An 18,307-nucleotide genomic window follows, 5' to 3' on the forward strand; every position below is an offset into this window, starting at 1 on the left:
GCGGGCGATCCTGGCCGCTGCCGGTGTGAGCCTCCCCATTTAGTCAATTAAATTGATCAATTTGGTTGTACGCTTTGCTCATGATCACCGAACAGGCCACCGCGCAGGTCCTGCGGGAAGCGCTGCGCCCGATCTGGCGACAGCTCACCGCAGGCAGGTCGATCTCGGTCGGCAAGATCGGCGTGCTCGCCTACCTGTCGAAGCACGGACGAACGTCTGCGTCGACACTCGCGGCGGCCGAGAGGATCAGCCCCCAGGCGATCGCCACGGCCGTGCGCGAACTCGAGAGTCTCGGTCTGGTCGAGCGCACGCCCGATGAGCAGGATCGACGCCGGATCTGGATCGAGCTCACCGATGCCGGCCGGGAGAGGCTGGCGCAGGAGCGGTCGAAAGGCCTGGACTGGCTGGAACACGCCATCGCGGAGCGGCTGACGGACGAGGAAAAGAAGACTCTCGACTCCGTCGTCCCGATTCTGCGCAAGTTGGTGGACGATGCCCCCGGTTACTGAGTCCACAACGAGTCCCCGATTACTGCCGGCCCTGGCGTACGCCGCCCTGACGACCGCGATCGTCAGTTCACTCGGCATGCTCCTGGTGCCCACGATCTCCCACGACATGCACGTCGAGGTGAGCACCGGCCAATGGATGCTCACTGTCAACCTCCTGGTCGGCGCGGTCGCAACACCGATCATGGGCCGGCTGAGCGACGGCCCCCACAAGAAGCGCCTGCTCCTGTGCTCCCTGACCACGATCCTCGTCGGTTCGATCGTCGCGGCCGCCGCTCCCAACTTCACCGTCTTCCTCATCGGGCGCGCGTTGCAGGGACTCACCTACGGAATCGTTCCGGTGACGATCGCTCTGGCCCGCCGCTATCTCCCCGAGAACCAGGCCCGGCTCGGCATCTCGAGCCTGTCGGTGACGGTGACGACGGGCCTCGGACTCGGATACCCCCTGACCGGCATCCTCGCCGATCTGCTCGGGTTCCGTTTCGCCTTCTGGTTCGCGGCGCTGTTCCTGGTCACCACCATCCTCGTCGTCTGGCGTGTCGTTCCCGCAGGCCCCGACGAGCAGGCACCACGCAACACCCTCGACGTCCCGGGCGCACTGCTGGTCGGGACCGGACTCGCGTCGCTCCTCGTCGCCGTCAGCGAAGGCTCCCGGTGGGGCTGGGGCTCGCCGTGGACACTCGGATTCTTCGCCGGGGCGGCGACACTACTGACGGCGTGGTCCCTCGTCGAACTGCGCACCCCGTACCCGCTGATCAACCTGCGGGTACTGCGCAACGGTGACGTGCTGGTCGCGAACAGCACCGCGATCGGCCTCGGCGCCGCGATGTACATCGGACTCTCGATCGGCAGCCTCATCGCCCAGGCGCCCGCCTCCACCGGATACGGCATCGCGCTGCCCCTGTTCTGGGCCGGATTCGTGATGCTTCCCCTGTCGGTGGCAAGTTTCGGCGCGAACCGACTCGTCCGCGCGGTCTCGCACCGGATCCGCATGAGGACTCTGCTGCTCGTCGGTGCAGGCCTCGTGACGGCCTCGAGCGTGCTCCTCTGGGTCGCCCACAACGCGCTGTGGGAAATCCTGATCGGGATGTTGGGGTTCGGGGCCGGAATGGGCATGACGTACGCGGCGATGCCGGCCCTGATCGCCCGCAGCGTCGCCGACACCGAACTCGGCAGCGCCGTGAGCTTCAACCAGGTGCTGCGCACCGTCGGCGGTTCGTTCGGCAGCGCCCTCGCAGGTGCGGTGCTCGCGGCGAACCTGGCACCGGACCTACTTCCCACCGAAAACGGAATCAGGCTCGCTCTCGCCGTGGGTGCCATCGGGTGCGCGGTCGTCTTCGTCGCACTCCTCGTCAATCACGTGATGTCGCGTCCGCCGACCCCGCTGTCGGAGCCGGCGGACGCGCGCATCAGTGGGGGCTAGGCGCCCTCGACGATGGCGGCCATTCCCTGCCCGCCACCGATGCACATCGTGAGAAGCGCCTTGCCGCCGCCCCGTCGCCGCAATTCATGCAGCGCGGTGGTCGTCATTCGGGCGCCGGTCGCGCCGATGGGGTGTCCGAGCGAGATCCCGGACCCGTTGACGTTGAGGCGGTCTCGGTCCTCGAATCCCCATTCCTTCAGGACGCCGAGCACCTGGCACGCGAAGGCCTCGTTCAACTCGATCAGCGTGAAGTCGTCGAAGCTCGCGCCCGTCCTGCTGAACAGCTTGGACGTGGCCGCGACCGGCCCGAGCCCCATCAGCGCCGGTTCGCACCCGGCGGCGGACCACCCGGTGAGGAAACCCATCGGCTCGAGCCCGAGTTCGTCGAGTTGATCTTCGGCGACGACGAGCATCGACGACGCGGCGTCGTTCTGCTGACTCGCGTTGCCCGCGGTGACGACACCGTCCTTGAGAGCACTCCGCAGGCGCGCCAAGGTCTCGGGCGTGGTTTCCGGGCGGATACCCTCGTCCCGCGCCACGACGGTGACGTTTCCCTTCCGGTCGGTGATCTTGACCTCGATCACCTCGTCGTCGAACTTTCCTGCCTCCCAGGCGGCGTGGGCCTTGGCGTGGCTTTCGGCGGCGAACGCGTCCGACTCCTCACGGCCGATTCCGCATCGGGTCGCGACGTTCTCGGCGGTCTCGATCATGCCGCTGATCTTCCCGAACCGCCATTCCGGCTGGGAGCGTTCCCGCCCGCGGTCGAGGCGGTCGTACAGGTTCAGCGATCCGGCGCGGGTGCCCCAGCGGGCACCGGTGGTGTAGTGCTCGATGTTGCTCATCGACTCGACGCCGCCGGCGAGCACGACGTCGGCTGCACCGGTCTGCACCATCATCGACGCGGTCACGAGGGCCTGCAGGCCCGTGCCGCACCGGCGGTCGGTCTGCAGTCCGGCGACGCGGATCGGCAGTCCTGCCTCGAGGGCCGCCCACCGTCCGATGCACGGGGCCTCGGAGTTGGCGTACGACTGCCCCATCACGACGTCCTCGATGAGAATCGGGTCGATCCCGGACCGCGCCACGGTCTCCTTGATCACGGTCGCGGCCAACGTCTCTGCCGGGACGTCGCGCAGTGCGCCGCCGAAACGACCGACCGCGGTGCGGACCGGGGCGACCAGTGCTGCTCTTCGCATGTGTTCTTTCCTTGTGTCTCAGGCAACCAGGACGCGGACGGTTTCGGCGACGCACGCCGGCTTGTCCGCACCCTCGATCTCGATGGTGTATTTGACGACCACTTGCGCGCCCTGCTTCGTGTGCTCGAACGACACGATCTCGCCACCGGCCCGCACCTTCGCCCCGACCTTCACCGGCTGGGGGAAGCGAACCTTGTTGAGACCGTAGTTGATCACCAGCTTCACGCCGTCGACGCGCATGAGGTCGGCGCCGAGTTTCGGCAGCAGCGACAGCGTGAGGTAGCCGTGGGCGATGGGGGCGCCGAACGGGCCCTCGGCGGCACGCTCGGGATCGACGTGGATCCACTGGTGGTCGCCGGTGGCGTCGGCGAACACGTTCACGCGTTCCTGCGTGATCTCGAGCCAGTCGCTGTGGCCGAGATGTTCGCCGACTGCGGATTCGACGTCGTCGATTCCCTGGAATACGCGCATGACACTCTTTTCGGGTCGGCCCGGAACCGGGCGGAAGTGGAAACGGCTAGATGTTGACGTTCTCGAACACGGCCGCGATGCCCTGCCCACCGCCGATGCACATCGTCTCGATGCCGTAGCGGGCCTGGCGACGGTCCAGTTCACGGAGCAGATTGGCCAGGATGCGACCGCCGGTGGCGCCGACAGGGTGACCGAGGGAGATGCCGGATCCGTTGACGTTGAACCGGTCTCGCATGTCGGACTCGTCGAACTTCCACTCCCGCGCGCACGCCAGCACCTGCGCTGCGAACGCCTCGTTGATCTCGAGGAGATCGATGTCGTTCAGGGTGAGCTTCGCCCGGGTGAGGGCCTTGTCGACGGCCGGCACCGGGCCGATGCCCATCCGGTTCGGCTCCACTCCGGCGACACCCCAGCTCACAAGCCGGGCGAACGGGCGCAGGCCCAGACGTTCCGCGTTCTCGGGGGTGGTCACGATCGCGGCAGCGGCAGCGTCGTTCTGGCCGCACGCGTTCCCCGCGGTCACTGTCGCCTCCGGGTCGACGCGTGACCTGATGGGCCGCAACGCCGACAACGACTCGGCCGTGACATCGCGGCGCGGGTGCTCGTCGGTGGTGACGACGACGTCGGACTTACCGCGCTTGCCCGGCACCGTCACCGGGATCGTCTCGGCGTCGAACAAGCCGCCGTCCTTGGCGCGGATCGCACGCGCGTGGGATTCGGCGGCGTACGCGTCCTGCTCCTCACGGCTGATCGAATACTCACGGCGCAGGTTCTCCGCGGTCTCGATCATGCCGCCCTCGACGGGGAAGTTGACGCCGCCGGAATTGGTGCGGGGCTTGGCCAATCGATCGTGGAATTCCACCGACGCACCCTTGACGCCCCAGCGCATTCCGGTGCTGTAGAACTCGGTCTGGCTCATCGACTCGGCGCCGCCCGCGATCACCAGATCGCTCATCCCGGTCTGCACCTGCATGGCCGCGTAAATGACCGCCTGCAGCCCCGAGCCGCAGCGGCGGTCGAGCTGGATGCCGGGCACGGTGACGTCGAGGCCGGCGTCGAGCGCAGCGATCCGGCCGATGGCCGCAGCCTCGCCGTTGGCGTAGCCCTGACCGAAGATGACGTCGTCGATGTCGTCGGACGTGAGCGACGTCCGTTCGATCAGGCCCTTCAACACAGTCGATGCGAGGGTAGTGACGGGGATGTCGCGGTACATGCCGCCGAATCCCCCGACGGGGGTGCGGACTGGTTCACAGATCACTGCGTCGTGCATGGGCTCAGAGTGCTTTCTTCGCTTCGCGGACGAGGCCGCCGCCGATGATCAGGCGCTGGATCTCGCTGGTGCCCTCGTACAGGCGCAGCAGCCGGACCTCACGGTAGATCCGTTCCACCGGAACGTCTCTCATGTATCCGGTGCCGCCGTGGACCTGCACCGCGAGGTCGGCGACCTTGCCGGCCATCTCCGTGCAGTACAGCTTCGCCACCGACGGGGCGATCCGACGGTCCTCACCGCTGACGTACTTCTGCGCCGCGTCCCGCACCAGCGCGCGGCCCGCGGACACGCCCACCTGCTGGTCGGCGAGCATGGCCTGCACCAACTGGAAGTCACCGATCGGGGTGCCGCCCTGCTTCGTGACCGCCGCGAAGGCGACGGACTCGTCCAGCGCCCGCTGAGCGCTGCCGACGGCGAGGGCGGCGATGTGCACGCGACCCCGGGCGAGCGACGTCATGGCGGCGCGGTAGCCGGCCTCCTCACTGCCGCCGACCAGGGCGGATTCGGGGACGCTGACGTCGTCGAACGCGACCTCCGCGGTCCAGGCACCCTCCTGGCCCATCTTCTTGTCCTTCGGCCCGACCACGACACCGGCGGTGTCGGCGGGAACGAGGAACACCGCGATGCCGGTGCCGGTCTCGTCGGCGGGACGGGTGCGGGCGAAGACCACGAACAGATCGGCCAACGGTGCATTGGTGATGAACCGCTTGGTGCCGTTGATCGTCCACTTGCCGTCCTTCAGGACGGCGCGGGTGGTCAGGCCAGCCGGGTTCGACCCGGCCTCCGGCTCGGTCAGTGCAAACGACGCGACCACGTCACCGGACGCGATGCGCTCGAGCCATTCCGACTTCTGTTCGTCCGTACCGAAATTCACCAGCACCTGGCCGGCGATCCCGTTGTTGGTGCCGAACATCGACCGCAACGCCAGGCTCGTATACCCGAACTCCATGGCCAGTTCCACGTCCTGGGTGAGGTCGAGTCCGAGCCCGCCCCACTGCTGCGGGATGGCGTACCCGAACAGACCCATCTCCGCCGCCTTGCGGCGAATGCCGTCCGGAATCAGGTCCTTTTCCGCGATTTCATTTTCCCTGGGAATTACTTCCTTCTGAATAAAGGTTCTCGTCTGCGCGAGAATGTCCTTGAAGTCTTCGTCACTCACTTCGCGTTCAGCCATGAAGGTGAATATCCAGCAACCCGGCCTCGCTGTCAAGCGAGTGCCACGAACGAGAATCCGCAGCGCAGACGGCATTTACGACCCATAGGAAGAGGGAAACTGTCGGTTTCCTACAGCGTCTTTGACCACGGCGGTCCGAGGCACTTCAATAGGTGTCAGTGTCCGGAGGAATTGTCCGGGCATATTCACGAACAATGAAATTTCCCGGCGAGATGGAACTCGATATTCGACATGGTTGGCAGACCCGAGGACGCACTCCTCTACAAGGGCTACACCGTCGATCCGCACGAACTGGAACAGCTGTTGCTGTCACGACGAGGCATTCTCGACGTCGTGGTGGTCGGCCACTCCGTTCCCGGGGTCGGGGAGATGCCCGTCGCTTTCGTGGTGGCAGAAACCACGGCGCGCATCACCGCCGAGGAACTGATCGAGTTCGTGGCGGCCACGGTGCCGCCGTACAAGAAGGTGCGCGAGGTGGTCTTCGTCGACGAGTTGCCCCTGTCCCCACGGGGTGCGGTCCTGCGGTCCGCGTTGCGCGACCGTCTGAACGACGTGCACGCCGAGCAGAGTACGGAGAAATGATGAATACGGGACAGGTGGAACAATGACACGACTGGCGCAGACCGCCGGGCTCACGGACACCCAGGGCGAGATCGTCTCGGCGGTGCGGGAGTTCGTGGACAAGGCGATCATTCCGCAGGCGCAGGAGCTCGAACATTCCGACACGTACCCGACGGCGATCGTCGAGCAGACGAAGGAGATGGGCCTGTTCGGGCTCACCATCCCCGAGGAGTACGGCGGAATCGGGGAATCCCTCCTCACCTATGCACTGTGCGTCGAGGAGATCGCGCGGGGCTGGATGAGCGTGTCCGGGGTCATCAACACCCATTTCATCGTGGCACACATGATCGCCAATCACGGCACACCCGAACAGAAGGCCCACTACCTGCCGCGCATGGCGACGGGTGAACTGCGCGGCGCGTTCTCGATGTCCGAGCCCGAACTGGGTTCCGACGTCGCCGCCATCCGGACCAAGGCGGCCCGGGCGGCGGACGGCAACTACGTGATCGACGGCCAGAAGATGTGGCTGACCAACGGTGGGTCGTCGACGCTGGTGGCGGTGCTGGTCCGCACCGAGGAGGGTGCGGCGAAGCCCCACGACAACCTCACCGCGTTCCTCATCGAGAAGCCCGCCGGGTTCGGCGAGGTGCTGCCCGGGCTCACGATCCCCGGGAAGATCGACAAGATGGGCTACAAGGGCATCGACACCACCGAGATGGTGTTCAGCGGCTACCAGGCCGGCGCAGACACGATCCTCGGCGGCGACCCGGGCCGCGGCTTCCGGCAGATGATGGACGGCGTCGAGGTCGGCCGCGTCAACGTCGCCGCCCGCGCGTGCGGGATCGCACAGCGCGCGTTCGAACTCGGCGTGAAATATGCGAAGACTCGGGAGACTTTCGGCTCGCCGATCGCCGAACACCAGGCGATCGCCTTCCGGATTGCGGAGATGGCGACCAAGGTCGAGGCGGCACACCTGATGATGGTGAATGCGGCGCGGCTCAAGGACTCCGGGGAACGCAACGACGTCGCGGCCGGGATGGCCAAGTACCTGGCGAGCGAGTTCTGCTCGGAGGTGACGCAGGACAGCTTCCGGATCCACGGCGGCTACGGCTATTCCAAGGAATACGAGATCGAACGCCTCATGCGGGAGGCACCGTTCCTCCTCATCGGTGAGGGCACCAGCGACATTCAGAAGCAGATCATCAGCCGCGGGCTGCTGCGTTCGTACAACTGAGGAAGGAAGAATCAATGACACTTCTCGAGGGACGGGTCGCCGTCGTCACGGGCGCGGCCCAGGGCATCGGTTTCGAGATGGCCCGGAAGTTCGCGAGCGAGGGCGCGTCGGTGGTCCTCGGTGACATGCATGCCGAGAACGTCAAGGCCGCCGCCGGAAAGCTGGAGGCCGACGGCTTCCAGGCCGTCGCCGTCGCCTGCGACGTGACCGATCCGGATCAAATGCAGAACCTGGGAAAGACGGCGATCGACGCGTTCGGCGCGATGGACGTGTGGGTCAACAACGCCGGCATCACCCGCGACGCGACGCTGCGCAAGATGTCGCTCGCCGATTTCCGATCCGTCATCGACGTGCACCTGCAGGGCGCGTGGCTGGGCACCCAGATCGCGTCGATCGCGATGCGGGAGGCAGGCAAGGGTTCGATCGTGAACATGTCGTCGATCTCCGGCAAGGTCGGCATGGTCGGGCAGACCAACTACAGCGCCGCGAAGGCAGGCATGGTGGGCCTGACCAAGGCGGCCGCGAAGGAGGTCGCCCACCTCGGGGTGCGGGTCAACGCGATCCAGCCCGGCGTGGTGAACACCGACATGATCCGCGCCCTGCGCGCCGACATCATCGAGGCGAAGCTCAAGGAGGTCCCGATGGGCCGCGGTGCCGAGCCCGAAGAGATCGCGAACGTCGCACTGTTCCTCGCGTCCGATCTGTCCAGCTACATGACGGGCACCGTTCTCGAAGTCACCGGCGGACGTCACATCTGACATCCGGCGGATCGACGGGTCGTACGCAGTAGTCTGCTCTGGTGGAGTCGCGACACGTCGAGTACTTTCTCGCCACCGTCGACAACGACGGCCTCGCGCTCGCGGCCGAGGCCCTGGGCGTCACCAAGCCGTCGTTGTCGAAGGGGCTGCGCAATCTCGAGCGTGACCTCGGTGTCGAACTGTTCCACCGCGTGGGCCGCGGCCTGGTGCTCAGTGCGGCGGGAAAGGCATTCGTCGGTCCGGCGCGGAAGATCGTGCGAGACCTGGTGGCCGCCGAGAGCTCACTCGTCGATGTGTCGGGGCTGCCACGCGGCCGGCTCGACATCTGCGCGTCGGCGCACGTCGCGGAAGGCCCCGTCACGGAACTGATCGGGTCCTTCCGCAAGCAGTATCCCGGCGTGGTCGTCCGGCTCGCCGACCTGCGGCCGTTCGACGTCATCGCGTCGCTGATCCGAGACGGACACTGCGAGATCGCCTTCAGTCATTTCCCCTTCGCTGCAGCCGGATTGACGACCCGCGCCCTCGGAATTCACGAGTACTGGCTGGTGGTTCCGCACGACGCCGAGATCGCCTGGCGGGATCCGTTCCCCCTCGCCGACCTTCCGGATATTCCCGTGGTGGGGCTGCCCAAGGAATCGTCGTCGCGCACCGTCATCGAGAAGGCGCTGCAGGCCGCGGGGAGCCGGACGATCATGTCGGCCGTCGTCGAGCAACGGGAAGCCGTCGGCGCGTTCGTCGTCGAGGGCGTGGGAATGTCGTTCATGGAACGCACCCTCGCGGAACGGGCCGCGGTCGGCGGCGCGCGGATCTGCACCCTCGACCCGCCGATCACCGCCCCGTACGGGGTGATCTACGACGAAGCCCGGCTGTCTCCGGCCGGACGCGCGTTCCTCGACACGCTCGAGCCGTGATCCTCGTCGAGCGCGGCGATGAACGCCGCCGCGGCCGGCGGAAGCGGATCGGGTCGATGGACGAGGCCGATGGTGCGCACCTCCGGCGGTGCGAGCGTGCGCACCACGACCCCCGGCAGTTCCTGCTCGGCGACACGCCGCGGGAGCAGGGTCGCCCCCGCGCCCTGGACGACCAGTTCCCACATCGACTGACGATGCGCACACTCGACGGCGATGTTGTCCACCGGCAGTCGTGGACGCGACCCGATCTCGACGATCATCGGAATGTCGGCGAGCAGGCCGACGGGCACCGGATCGGGTAGCTCGATCGCCAGATCCGCGTGCAGCGCGAGCACGATCTCCTGTTCCCCCACCATCCGGAACTCGAGCCCCTGATGGTCGACGAGCAGTTCGGTGAGCCCGAGGTCGCACTCACCCGACCGGACCGCGCGACCCACCCCGTCGGGAACGTCCGCCGACACCGTGGCCAGGACCACGCGCGGGTACTGCCTGTGGAACCGGCCGACGATCCGTGGAAGCGGATCGGCAGCAAGAGAATTGAGAACCGCGATCGTGAGCGTGCCGGACCGCAGTTCGGCGACGTCGTGCACGACGGCCCGCGCCCGCTCGACATCGGCGAGGACCTGCCGCGCCGCATGCGCGAACGACGTGCCCGCCGGGGTGATCCGCAGCCTCCGTCCTCCACGATCGAACAGTTCGACACCCAGATCGCGTTCGAGAGTCCGGATCGCCTGCGACAGCGACGGCTGCGCGATGAACAGCGCCCGCGCGGCCTCGGTGATGCTGCCGTGATCGGCCACGGCGACGAGGTATTCGGCGTCCCGGATGTCCACCAGCCGAGTCTAGCGGCCACGCAGTTTACCGAAACCACGCCGGTCGACGAGGTGCGCAACCAAATTGAAGGTCTGCGACCGCCCCGTTTCACAAGCCCGCAACCACATTAGAGGTCGATGGTATATTATGTCTAGTCTCATATCCGGGAAGGTGCGTCCGCCGATGCCGCTGCATGACAAATCAAGGCGACAGCAACTTCCGGAGGAAGTTGCCTCGTATGTACGCGAGATGATCATTTCCGGCGACGTGCGTGCAGGCGATTTCCTCCGCATCGAGCGGATTGCCGAAGCCGTGGGAGTCAGCACGACGCCTGTCCGCGAGGGGCTTCTTACACTCCGGAGCGAAGGTTTCGTCGAGTTGATCCCCCGTCGAGGCTTCGTCGTGGCCCCGTTCACGAAGCAAGACGTGCGTGACCTCTTCTGGGCTCAGGCGCAACTGGCCGGTGAACTGGCTGCCAGGACCGCGAAGAACATCACCCCCCAGCAGGTCGCCGAACTCGAGGGAATCCTCCAGCAGCACCAGGACGCCATCGCCCGGGGCGACACGGAACGTATCGCCTCCCTCGGTCACGCGTTCCACCGCAAGATCAACCTGACCGCGGACTCTCCGCGCCTCGCCCGACTCCTGGGCTCCGTCGTCACGAATCTTCCGAACCGCTTCTACGCCACCATCGAGGGCCACATCACCACCACACAGCAGGAGCATCCCGTACTGCTCGAAGCCTTGCGCAAGCACGCGAGCAAGAGAGCAAAGACTCTCATGGAATCGCACATTCTGGACGGCGCAGATCACCTGATCGAAGGACTCGAGCAGCGCGGGCTGTGGGATGCCGACGATGCGGCGAACGCGGGCTGATGCGCGGCCTGTCGCCCGTCTCCGTTCTCAGCGCCGTGCGCGCTGCACCGCAAGCAAGTTCGCGATGAGCCCGGTCGAGCCGAACGCCACGCAGGTAGGCGGTGGGTGTCGGGGGGATTGACTTGCGGAAACGCGGCGCTGCCGGAAAATGGAGCCGCTGGCAGGGAAAGCCGTTCGATACGAACTGGTCTGCTCGGTAACTGCACCCACAGATGCCGTCGACGTTCTCGCGGTCGTACACGGCTTCGATGACGTCATCCGCGTCCCCGTCGCTCACTACCCCGTCGGTGTTGTGGCGGAACGAACGGTGTCGTTCGAGCCCGCTCACGATTCGCTAGGCCGACTCGGCGCTCTCGCGCTCGGCGGCCGCCAGCACGGCCTCGACCACCAGATCGTAGATCGTCCGACGATCGATACCGGTCAGCTCCGTGATGTGGGCGCGAGCCGTCGGATACTCGCCGTCGGGAAGATGCGCGTAGATGCGCGTCCACGACGCGGCGTCCTTCGCCTGGATCTCGGGATCCAGTGTGGCGAGTACGGCGACCTGCCCGGCCAGCCCGAGCGTGGCGTCGGCGAATGCCCGGTAGTACCGGACCGTGGCTTCGCGAGACAGGCCCGACCGCGCGAACGTCTCGAGGATCAGCTCGACCATTCGGCGCTCTGCCGGACCGCCCGTCGTACGGGCGAACGTCAGCGCCGCGATGGCAGGTGAGCGGACCGCGGTCGCCCAGATCCGATCGGCGATGCGCCGCAACGTGTCCTGCCAGTGCTCGCTGTCGGGCACGTCCCCGATCTCCTCGAGCTCGACGGCGGTCGCGTGGTCGTAGACGGCCAGCAGCAACTCGTCCTTGTCACGGAACAGCCGGTACAGAGTCGTCGCATCGACCTTCAGTTCCTCGCCGAGGCGACGCATCGTCAGCCCCGCGGCGCCGTCACGCCGAGCGAGTTCGAACGCAGCCTTCACCGCGGCTTCCTGCTGCAGCCCCTTGCGTTCACGCCGCGTCGTCCGCCCCGGCGTTGTGGCGCGCGCAGTGTCCTTCGCCATCGTGCTCCCTCGATTCCTCGACCGATCCACCGTAGCAATACAGCACCTGCACATCACGCTACCCACAAAGTTGTCAACAGCGTTGACAACATCGTTGCGGCGGAGTTTAGTGGTCGTCGCCACAGCACTACTTCAAGGAGTTCGCATGACGGAATCGCGGGTCGCGACAGCGACTGACGAACCACAGTTGACGCCGCGACCGTCACTTCCGTCAGTGGTGGCGTTCGGGTTGTCCTACATGGCACCGAGCCTGGTCATGATCATCTTCGGCGTCATCGCGGTCGTCAGTGCCGGCACCGCGCCCACGGCGTTCCTGGTCGCGACCGGGGCGATGCTGCTCACCGCGCTGAGCTACGCACGGCTGGCGCGCATCTACCCGGTCTCGGGTTCGGCCTACTTCTACGCCCGCCGCAACCTCGGCTCGGCGGCCGGGTTCCTGGTCGGTTGGGCGATCCTGTTGGACTACCTGTTCTTGCCGATGGTCGCGTGGCTGGCGCAGTCGATCCTGCTCAACGCACAGTTCCCGGCGGTCCCGATCTGGCTGTGGATGTTGATCAACGCCGGCTTGACGACGGCGATCAACGTCATCGGGATCGCGCTCGCCGATCGTCTCAACCGGATGCTCCTCGCCGTCTCCACCTTCTTGGTGCTGCTCTTCTTCGCGTACTGCATCAAGTTCCTCGCCGGCAATCCGGTCGCCTCCTACGGCGAGCCGTTCTGGAACTCCAGCAGCACGGTCGCCGGCATCTCCGCGGCAGCGGCGATCGCGGCGTACTCGTTTCTCGGTTTCGACGCGGTGACCACACTCGCCGAGGAGACCAAGGACGCCGCGCGAAACATCCCCCGGGCCATCATCTGGATCGTCTCGATCGGCGGCGTCATCTTCTTCGTCGTGGCATATGTCATGCAGCTCGTCCACCCCGGCGACATCTTCGACGACGCGCAGGCCGCGTCGTACGCGATGTCGGTGCAGGTCGGTGGTCAGTTCTTCGCCGATTGGACCAACCTCGCGGGAATCATCGCAGGATCGGCATCCTGCCTGGCCGTCCAGCTCAGCTCGAGCCGTCTACTGTTCATCATGGGCCGCGACGGCGTGCTACCCCGCCGAATGTTCGGAAAGCTCAACGGCCGTACCCGGACTCCCGTGTTCTGCGTGCTCGTCACGGGCGGCATGTGCTTCCTCGGTATGAACATGCCGCTCGAAACCGCGACGGGATTCATCAACTTCGGCGCGTTCACGGCCTTCACCGCAGTCAACCTCTGCGTCATCGTGTACTACCTGCGGAACTACGCCACACGGCAGTTGAGTGCAGTCCGCTTCGTGGTCATGCCGCTCGTCGGCGCCGCCGTGACGCTGTACATGATCACCCAGCTCAGCGAGCATGCACTGATCTCCGGACTCTCCTGGTTGGCAATCGGAATCGTCTACCTCGTCTGGCTCACACGCGGTTTCCGCCGGCCGACGCCCGAAATGAGCTTCACCCACGAGCAGGCGGTCATCGTCGCCGCCGGACGGAGCAGCGAGGCCGTGAAATGATTGATACCAAGAAGATTGTCAGCCTTGCGGATTGGCAGAGCCCACCGATCAACCGGTACACCTTCGGCCGAATGCGGCAAGTCGTGCCGACGGCACAGGTGGCTGCCGGATTGGCGCCACTGCTTCTCACCGACGGCGACCCGCTCGATATCGATCTCCCCGTCGGCACCGAAACGCTCCGTTCGGTACTGGACCGCACCTACACCGACGGATTCATGGTCCTCCACAACGGTAGCGTCCGCGCCGAGCTGTACCCCGGAGACCTTGAACCCGGCCGGACGCACATGCTGTTCTCGGTCAGCAAATCAATCGTCGGAACCGTCGCGGCAAACTTGATCGCAGCCGGTCTGCTGGACCCCGAAGCCGCACTCACCGAGTACATTCCGGAGCTTGCGAACTCGGGCTACGCGGGTGCCACTGTGCGCCACATCCTCGACATGCGTTCCGGCATCCGATTCTCCGAAGAATATCTGGAACCGGGCGCCGAGGTGCGCTACCTCGATCAGGCCGTGGGCTGGATTCCGCGCGTCGACGATTGGGTACCGCCGTCGCTCTACCAGTTCCTTCCGATGCTGAAAGCGGCTCGCCCCCACGGCGGCCCTTTCGAATACCGATCGTGCGAAACGGATGTACTCGGCTGGGTGTGCGAACGCGCCACCGCCGACCGTATGCCGGCGCTGCTGTCGCGGCTCGTGTGGTCGAAGTTCGCCGCCGACGACATGGACGCCGGGGTAGACCGTGCCGGAGCCGTTTTCGCGGACGGCGGCCTCGCCGCGACACTCCGGGACGTTGCGCGATTCGGTGAGATGCTCCGCCGCGGCGGACGCATCGGCGCCGAACAGGTCGTGCCGCTGCACTGGATCGACGATTCCCTACGTGGCGCGCCCGATTCGTGTGAGGCATATTCCCAATCGCCGACCGGAACACCGTTCCCGGGCGGAATGTACCGAAATCAGTTCTGGATTCCCCACCCCGATCGGCGTGTGCTGTCATGTCTGGGCATCTACGGTCAGTCCATCTACATCGACGTCGACCGGGGCGTCGTCGTCGTGAAACTGTCGTCCTGCCCGACACCGGTGAACGACGAACTGGACAACGCCGGATTCGCCGCGGCCGAGGCCGTCGCCGCAGCGTTGGACTGAACGGTCACAGCATCAGAGTGGATGCGTTCCGCCGTCAGCCGCCCGGACTGCCCGTTCGGCAGTGATGCGGGTAGGCGTTCGCCAACTTGCGTATCTCGTCTTGCCCACAGTTCGACGCCGGGAGGACTTGCCACAACCGCTCGATGAACCGGCGCTTCGTCATTCCGAAGTGCACAAGGATGTCCTCTTCGGTAGCACCCCCGAATGGGACCCACATACCGGCGAACGCGATGAGGTGCTCCGCCTCGGTGTCAGGATGGACGCGTTCGCGGTTGGCTTGGCTCCGAGCGGCGCGACGTCGCTGGCGAAATTGGCGATCGGAGATGGGCGGCAAGAACGCCGCCGTCGTCCTCGGCGACGCCGGCCTCCGCAAACGCGCCGACGCGATGAACGTCGGTAACCCGTTCAGGACGGTACCGAGATGGGGCCGGTGGTCGACGCCGCCGCCCGCGCCTCGATCCGGGCCGAAGGAGCAGGGCCGCTCGGCGCGGGAGTTCTTCACCCACACCACCACGGTGTACCTGCGGGGCGGGCAGGCGACAATGTGAGCACCGGCCTTCGCGGTGCCGATACCCACCCACGGAACCGATGGAATTACCCCCTCGAAGACCGCTGCCTCCTCGTTGCACGCCGCTACGAGTATCGGCAGCCTTTCCGTCCATGTGGTTGAGCATGCCAACACATGGATGACGGTGCTGCAGCGTCACATTCCGGACACGAGTTCGTGAGGGAGGGAACTCCTTCTCACTTCGTCGAACATTCAACGGAGCATGCTTCGACGAGTCCGGATATGCACCGCCGAATCGAAAGTCCGGCACAACCGGATCCCCCTGGTGGTCCGGGCGCGGCTCGATCAGCACGCCCGGACCACACGTGCTCTGTTCCAGCCGGTAACTGCCGAAATCCCGATCAGTCTTCTTCAGTCGCAGTGTTCTGGACCACCTCGAACCACGTGGAATCCATCTGGCCGGCTTCAAGTCCCACGAGCTCTTCACGAGTCGAGCGGAAGGCTTCGTCATGATGCCAGGCCGACCAGTCTTCTCTCGTTTCCCAGACGCCGACGATGGCGCGCTCGAGTGGCTCATCGACCCCTTTCAGAAGCTGCGCCGATATCCAGCCTGGCTTGTCACGCGCCGCAGCAACCCGCTCATGCATTGCACGGTCCCATTGCGCGGCACCCTCGTCGCGAAGCACAACTCTCGTGATGATTGTCATCATTCTGGCTCTCCTTTCCGGCCCTCCTCAGAATGAACCCGCGGGTCGACAAACTCCACGAATGCGGCAGCATGCCGTCGAGACGACGTGAAAGAGGCAGCACCGCGGGATCCCGCAGCGTCGATCAGTACCGCCCATCCGCCGGACTGTCGCCGTCGAGCACCACCCTCGCGGCGAGTTGCCGCCGGAGGAGGTTGAGCGCCGCGTGCTGGAGGAGGAGCACGGCCTCGACGTTCGTCCCGAGAATGCGCGCGACCTCGACGGCCGGGAGGCCGTGCGCGAGCCGGAGGCGCAGCACGGTCCGGTGGCGGTCGGGGAGGGTGTCCATCAGGGTGACGGCCCCGGCTGCCTCCTCGTCGTCGATGGTCACGACAGGCCTTTCTCTCGGGTCGCACCACTGTCGCCGACCCGATGTCCCAGGTGGAAGGGACCGGCGTCCCGAGCGTCCGGGATCCTGCCGACACGGCTCCGACGGCCCGCCCGACGCTTTACGCTGAACGGCATGGCCGCTCTTCGCGCGGAGTGGATCAGAATCTGGCGCAACCCGGCAGACACCCTGGCGACCATTGCGTTCAATGCCGTCCTGATGATCGGGGCCTGGTTCCTGCTGCCCCGGAACTGGTTGTTCGAGTGGACCGGACCGTCGGGTTTCGCTCTGGCCCTCGCCGGCTGGATGTATGCCGACGTCACCGCCACCAACGTGCTGGCACCGGACCGCGAGCGCGTTCTCGCCGCACTCGACGACGGGGACGCGCTGGGTGCGTTGCTCGCCGCGAAGGCGGTGGCGCTGTGGATGCTGATCGCGCCGATCTGCGCGACCATCGCGGTCGCCGTGGGTTTCGCCGAGCAGGATTGGCTGTTCACCGCGGTGGTGGTGGTCGCGGTGGCGCTGTGCCCGTTCGGTGCACTCGCCGGGTCGAGTCTCGTCGGGGTGTTCTTCCCCTACCACCAGCGGTCGCTGCAGTGGCGGTGGGAGCAACGCGACCGGTGGCGCACCGTCGTCGTCCGGTGGCTGATCCTGCTGGTGGTGCCGTACGGGGTGTTCCCGGCGTTCTCCGTCGCGATCGCCGTCGTCCCGGTCGTGCTGTGGCGCCTCGTGCGCCCGGCCGATGTGCACACCCGGATCGGCACCGCGGACTTCGCACTGTGCGTCGTCCTCGCCGTCGTCATCTCCGCGCTGATGTGGGTGGTGGCGCGTCGAATCGCCGTGTCACGCATACAACGCCACGAACCGTTGGCGGCCTATCTGCGCGATCGGGACAGGGGCTGAGCCGGATCCGTGCCCGCGTCCTCCACGACGGCGGCGCCGCGCGCCAGCGCCACCGCGGCCATGACGACTGCGATCAGGGCGACGACGAGGACGGCGGTCACCTTCCGGTCGGCGTCGAGGTATTCGCCGAGCACCACGAAACCGAGCAGCGACGCCACGAGTGGTTCCATCACCGTGGTCGCGGGCAGCGAGGCCTGCAGCGCTCCGACCTGAAAGGCCGACTGCTGCAGCGCGACCGCGGCGGCTCCCACCACGACGAGCGCGTACAACTCGAGCGAGCTGAACAGCGGCCTCGGCCCCTCACCGGCGAGGTGCACCACGCCCTTCGTCAGTACCGCTGCCACCCCGAACAACGCGCCGCCCGCCAACCCCAGCAGCAGCGCGCGCCGCGACCGGCTACCCGACCGCGCACCCAGCAGGCACGCGAGGACGAAGGGCAGCCCGATCAGGCAGATCACGATCCAGTGCCGGGTCTCCGCGCGCTCGACGCCCGGCCGTGGGTCGCCGACCACGACAAGGACCGCGATCGCCGCGGTGAGGGCGGACGCCCACAGCCAGTCGGCGCGCGTGACCGTGCGCCCGGAGAACCGGGCACCGAGCGGCAACGCGAACAGCAGCGACAGCACGAGCAGCGGCTGCACCAGCAGCAACGACCCCAGACCCAGGGCGGCCGCCTGCAGCGCATATCCGCCGATCCCGACGACGGTGCCCACCCACCACACCGGTTGACGCACCAGCGTCGTGATCGGCCCGAGTACCCCGACGTTCTCGTCCGGGATCTGCGCCGCACTCCGGTGACGGACCACCGTCCCGACGGCGATGCACAGCGCGGCACCCACTGCGAACACCACGGCGAGCACGGAGTCGGTCACAGTCATTCACTGTAAGTGCAGAATGTCCAGTTCGAT

The 18,307-nt window shown here is 66.5% G+C and carries 20 protein-coding genes; 11 read left to right on the top strand and 9 right to left on the bottom strand.

What is annotated here, in order from left to right:
* The first annotated feature begins 80 nt into the window (after window positions 1-80).
* The gene (locus RHA1_RS14695) at window positions 81-509 is read left to right on the top strand and encodes a MarR family winged helix-turn-helix transcriptional regulator (protein ID WP_011595691.1); all 429 of its coding nucleotides are present in this window, start codon (window positions 81-83) and stop codon (window positions 507-509) included.
* Window positions 493-1,929, top strand: a complete 1,437-nt coding sequence (locus RHA1_RS14700) for an MFS transporter (RefSeq protein WP_011595692.1) — start codon at window positions 493-495, stop codon at window positions 1,927-1,929. Before RHA1_RS14695 ends, RHA1_RS14700 begins: the two co-directional genes overlap by 17 nt.
* Here RHA1_RS14700 and RHA1_RS14705 read toward each other — a convergent pair.
* Genes RHA1_RS14705 through RHA1_RS14720 form a run of 4 tightly spaced genes read right to left on the bottom strand, consistent with a single transcriptional unit; the run spans window position 1,926 to window position 6,037 of the window.
* Window positions 1,926-3,122, bottom strand: coding sequence for an acetyl-CoA C-acetyltransferase (locus tag RHA1_RS14705; RefSeq protein ID WP_005250396.1), 1,197 nt, complete (start codon window positions 3,120-3,122; stop codon window positions 1,926-1,928). The two genes, RHA1_RS14700 and RHA1_RS14705, sit on opposite strands and share 4 nt — an antisense overlap.
* Window positions 3,123-3,140: 18 nt before the next feature.
* Window positions 3,141-3,593: a MaoC family dehydratase gene (locus RHA1_RS14710; RefSeq protein WP_009475776.1), complete on the bottom strand. Its 453-nt coding sequence runs from the start codon at window positions 3,591-3,593 to the stop codon at window positions 3,141-3,143.
* Window positions 3,594-3,639: 46 nt separating this feature from the next.
* The gene (locus tag RHA1_RS14715; RefSeq protein ID WP_011595693.1) at window positions 3,640-4,863 is read right to left on the bottom strand and encodes an acetyl-CoA C-acetyltransferase; all 1,224 of its coding nucleotides are present in this window, start codon (window positions 4,861-4,863) and stop codon (window positions 3,640-3,642) included.
* 4 nt (window positions 4,864-4,867) lie between these two features.
* Window positions 4,868-6,037 carry an acyl-CoA dehydrogenase family protein gene (locus RHA1_RS14720; RefSeq protein WP_050787305.1) on the bottom strand — a complete coding sequence of 390 codons (1,170 nt, stop codon included), beginning with the start codon at window positions 6,035-6,037 and terminating at the stop codon, window positions 4,868-4,870.
* A gap of 231 nt (window positions 6,038-6,268) precedes the next feature.
* On the opposite strand from RHA1_RS14720, the gene RHA1_RS14725 reads away from it, so the two are divergent.
* Genes RHA1_RS14725 through RHA1_RS14740 form a run of 4 tightly spaced genes read left to right on the top strand, consistent with a single transcriptional unit; the run spans window position 6,269 to window position 9,501 of the window.
* On the top strand, window positions 6,269-6,619 hold the full coding sequence (locus RHA1_RS14725; protein ID WP_011595695.1) for an AMP-binding enzyme: 351 nt from the start codon (window positions 6,269-6,271) through the stop codon (window positions 6,617-6,619).
* A 22-nt stretch (window positions 6,620-6,641) separates the two neighbouring features.
* Window positions 6,642-7,832 carry an acyl-CoA dehydrogenase family protein gene (locus tag RHA1_RS14730; protein ID WP_011595696.1) on the top strand — a complete coding sequence of 397 codons (1,191 nt, stop codon included), beginning with the start codon at window positions 6,642-6,644 and terminating at the stop codon, window positions 7,830-7,832.
* Between the two features lie 14 nt (window positions 7,833-7,846).
* Window positions 7,847-8,590: a 3-oxoacyl-ACP reductase FabG gene (gene fabG, locus RHA1_RS14735; RefSeq protein WP_011595697.1), complete on the top strand. Its 744-nt coding sequence runs from the start codon at window positions 7,847-7,849 to the stop codon at window positions 8,588-8,590.
* Window positions 8,591-8,631: 41 nt separating this feature from the next.
* Window positions 8,632-9,501, top strand: coding sequence for a LysR family transcriptional regulator (locus tag RHA1_RS14740; protein ID WP_011595698.1), 870 nt, complete (start codon window positions 8,632-8,634; stop codon window positions 9,499-9,501).
* Here the strand turns inward: RHA1_RS14740 and RHA1_RS14745 are convergent.
* Window positions 9,441-10,334 carry a LysR family transcriptional regulator gene (locus RHA1_RS14745; RefSeq protein WP_011595699.1) on the bottom strand — a complete coding sequence of 298 codons (894 nt, stop codon included), beginning with the start codon at window positions 10,332-10,334 and terminating at the stop codon, window positions 9,441-9,443. The genes RHA1_RS14740 and RHA1_RS14745 overlap by 61 nt on opposite strands.
* A gap of 163 nt (window positions 10,335-10,497) precedes the next feature.
* On the opposite strand from RHA1_RS14745, the gene RHA1_RS14750 reads away from it, so the two are divergent.
* A complete protein-coding gene (locus tag RHA1_RS14750) occupies window positions 10,498-11,190 on the top strand; it encodes a GntR family transcriptional regulator (RefSeq protein WP_237724050.1) in 693 nt (230 codons plus the stop codon).
* A gap of 334 nt (window positions 11,191-11,524) precedes the next feature.
* Here the strand turns inward: RHA1_RS14750 and RHA1_RS14755 are convergent, their stop codons facing one another.
* On the bottom strand, window positions 11,525-12,235 hold the full coding sequence (locus RHA1_RS14755) for a TetR/AcrR family transcriptional regulator (protein ID WP_011595701.1): 711 nt from the start codon (window positions 12,233-12,235) through the stop codon (window positions 11,525-11,527).
* A 145-nt stretch (window positions 12,236-12,380) separates the two neighbouring features.
* On the opposite strand from RHA1_RS14755, the gene RHA1_RS14760 reads away from it, so the two are divergent.
* The 3 genes from RHA1_RS14760 to RHA1_RS50470 all read left to right on the top strand — a co-directional run bounded on the left by RHA1_RS14760 (window position 12,381) and on the right by RHA1_RS50470 (window position 15,462).
* The gene (locus RHA1_RS14760) at window positions 12,381-13,772 is read left to right on the top strand and encodes an APC family permease (RefSeq protein ID WP_011595702.1); all 1,392 of its coding nucleotides are present in this window, start codon (window positions 12,381-12,383) and stop codon (window positions 13,770-13,772) included.
* The gene (locus RHA1_RS14765) at window positions 13,769-14,914 is read left to right on the top strand and encodes a serine hydrolase domain-containing protein (RefSeq protein WP_011595703.1); all 1,146 of its coding nucleotides are present in this window, start codon (window positions 13,769-13,771) and stop codon (window positions 14,912-14,914) included. The genes RHA1_RS14760 and RHA1_RS14765 overlap by 4 nt, the downstream gene beginning before the upstream one ends.
* A gap of 323 nt (window positions 14,915-15,237) precedes the next feature.
* A complete protein-coding gene (locus RHA1_RS50470) occupies window positions 15,238-15,462 on the top strand; it encodes a hypothetical protein (protein WP_167540911.1) in 225 nt (74 codons plus the stop codon).
* A 361-nt stretch (window positions 15,463-15,823) separates the two neighbouring features.
* On the opposite strand, the gene RHA1_RS14775 is transcribed toward RHA1_RS50470, so the two are convergent.
* Together RHA1_RS14775 and RHA1_RS44565 are read right to left on the bottom strand one after the other, a co-directional pair.
* A complete protein-coding gene (locus RHA1_RS14775) occupies window positions 15,824-16,132 on the bottom strand; it encodes an antibiotic biosynthesis monooxygenase family protein (protein ID WP_009475807.1) in 309 nt (102 codons plus the stop codon).
* Window positions 16,133-16,253: 121 nt separating this feature from the next.
* Window positions 16,254-16,499: a sigma factor-like helix-turn-helix DNA-binding protein gene (locus RHA1_RS44565; protein ID WP_029539030.1), complete on the bottom strand. Its 246-nt coding sequence runs from the start codon at window positions 16,497-16,499 to the stop codon at window positions 16,254-16,256.
* A 132-nt stretch (window positions 16,500-16,631) separates the two neighbouring features.
* Here RHA1_RS44565 and RHA1_RS14780 point away from each other — a divergent pair, with 132 nt between their 5' ends.
* Complete coding sequence (locus RHA1_RS14780; RefSeq protein WP_029539029.1) at window positions 16,632-17,399, top strand: hypothetical protein; 768 nt, start codon at window positions 16,632-16,634, stop codon at window positions 17,397-17,399.
* On the opposite strand, the gene RHA1_RS14785 is transcribed toward RHA1_RS14780, so the two are convergent.
* Entirely contained in the window at window positions 17,372-18,277 is a 906-nt protein-coding gene (locus RHA1_RS14785; protein ID WP_011595706.1) for a DMT family transporter, read from the bottom strand. The genes RHA1_RS14780 and RHA1_RS14785 overlap by 28 nt on opposite strands.
* Between the last annotated feature and the right edge of the window lie 30 nt (window positions 18,278-18,307).

The organism is Rhodococcus jostii RHA1 (genome assembly GCF_000014565.1).
Taxonomy (GTDB): domain Bacteria; phylum Actinomycetota; class Actinomycetes; order Mycobacteriales; family Mycobacteriaceae; genus Rhodococcus_F; species Rhodococcus_F jostii_A.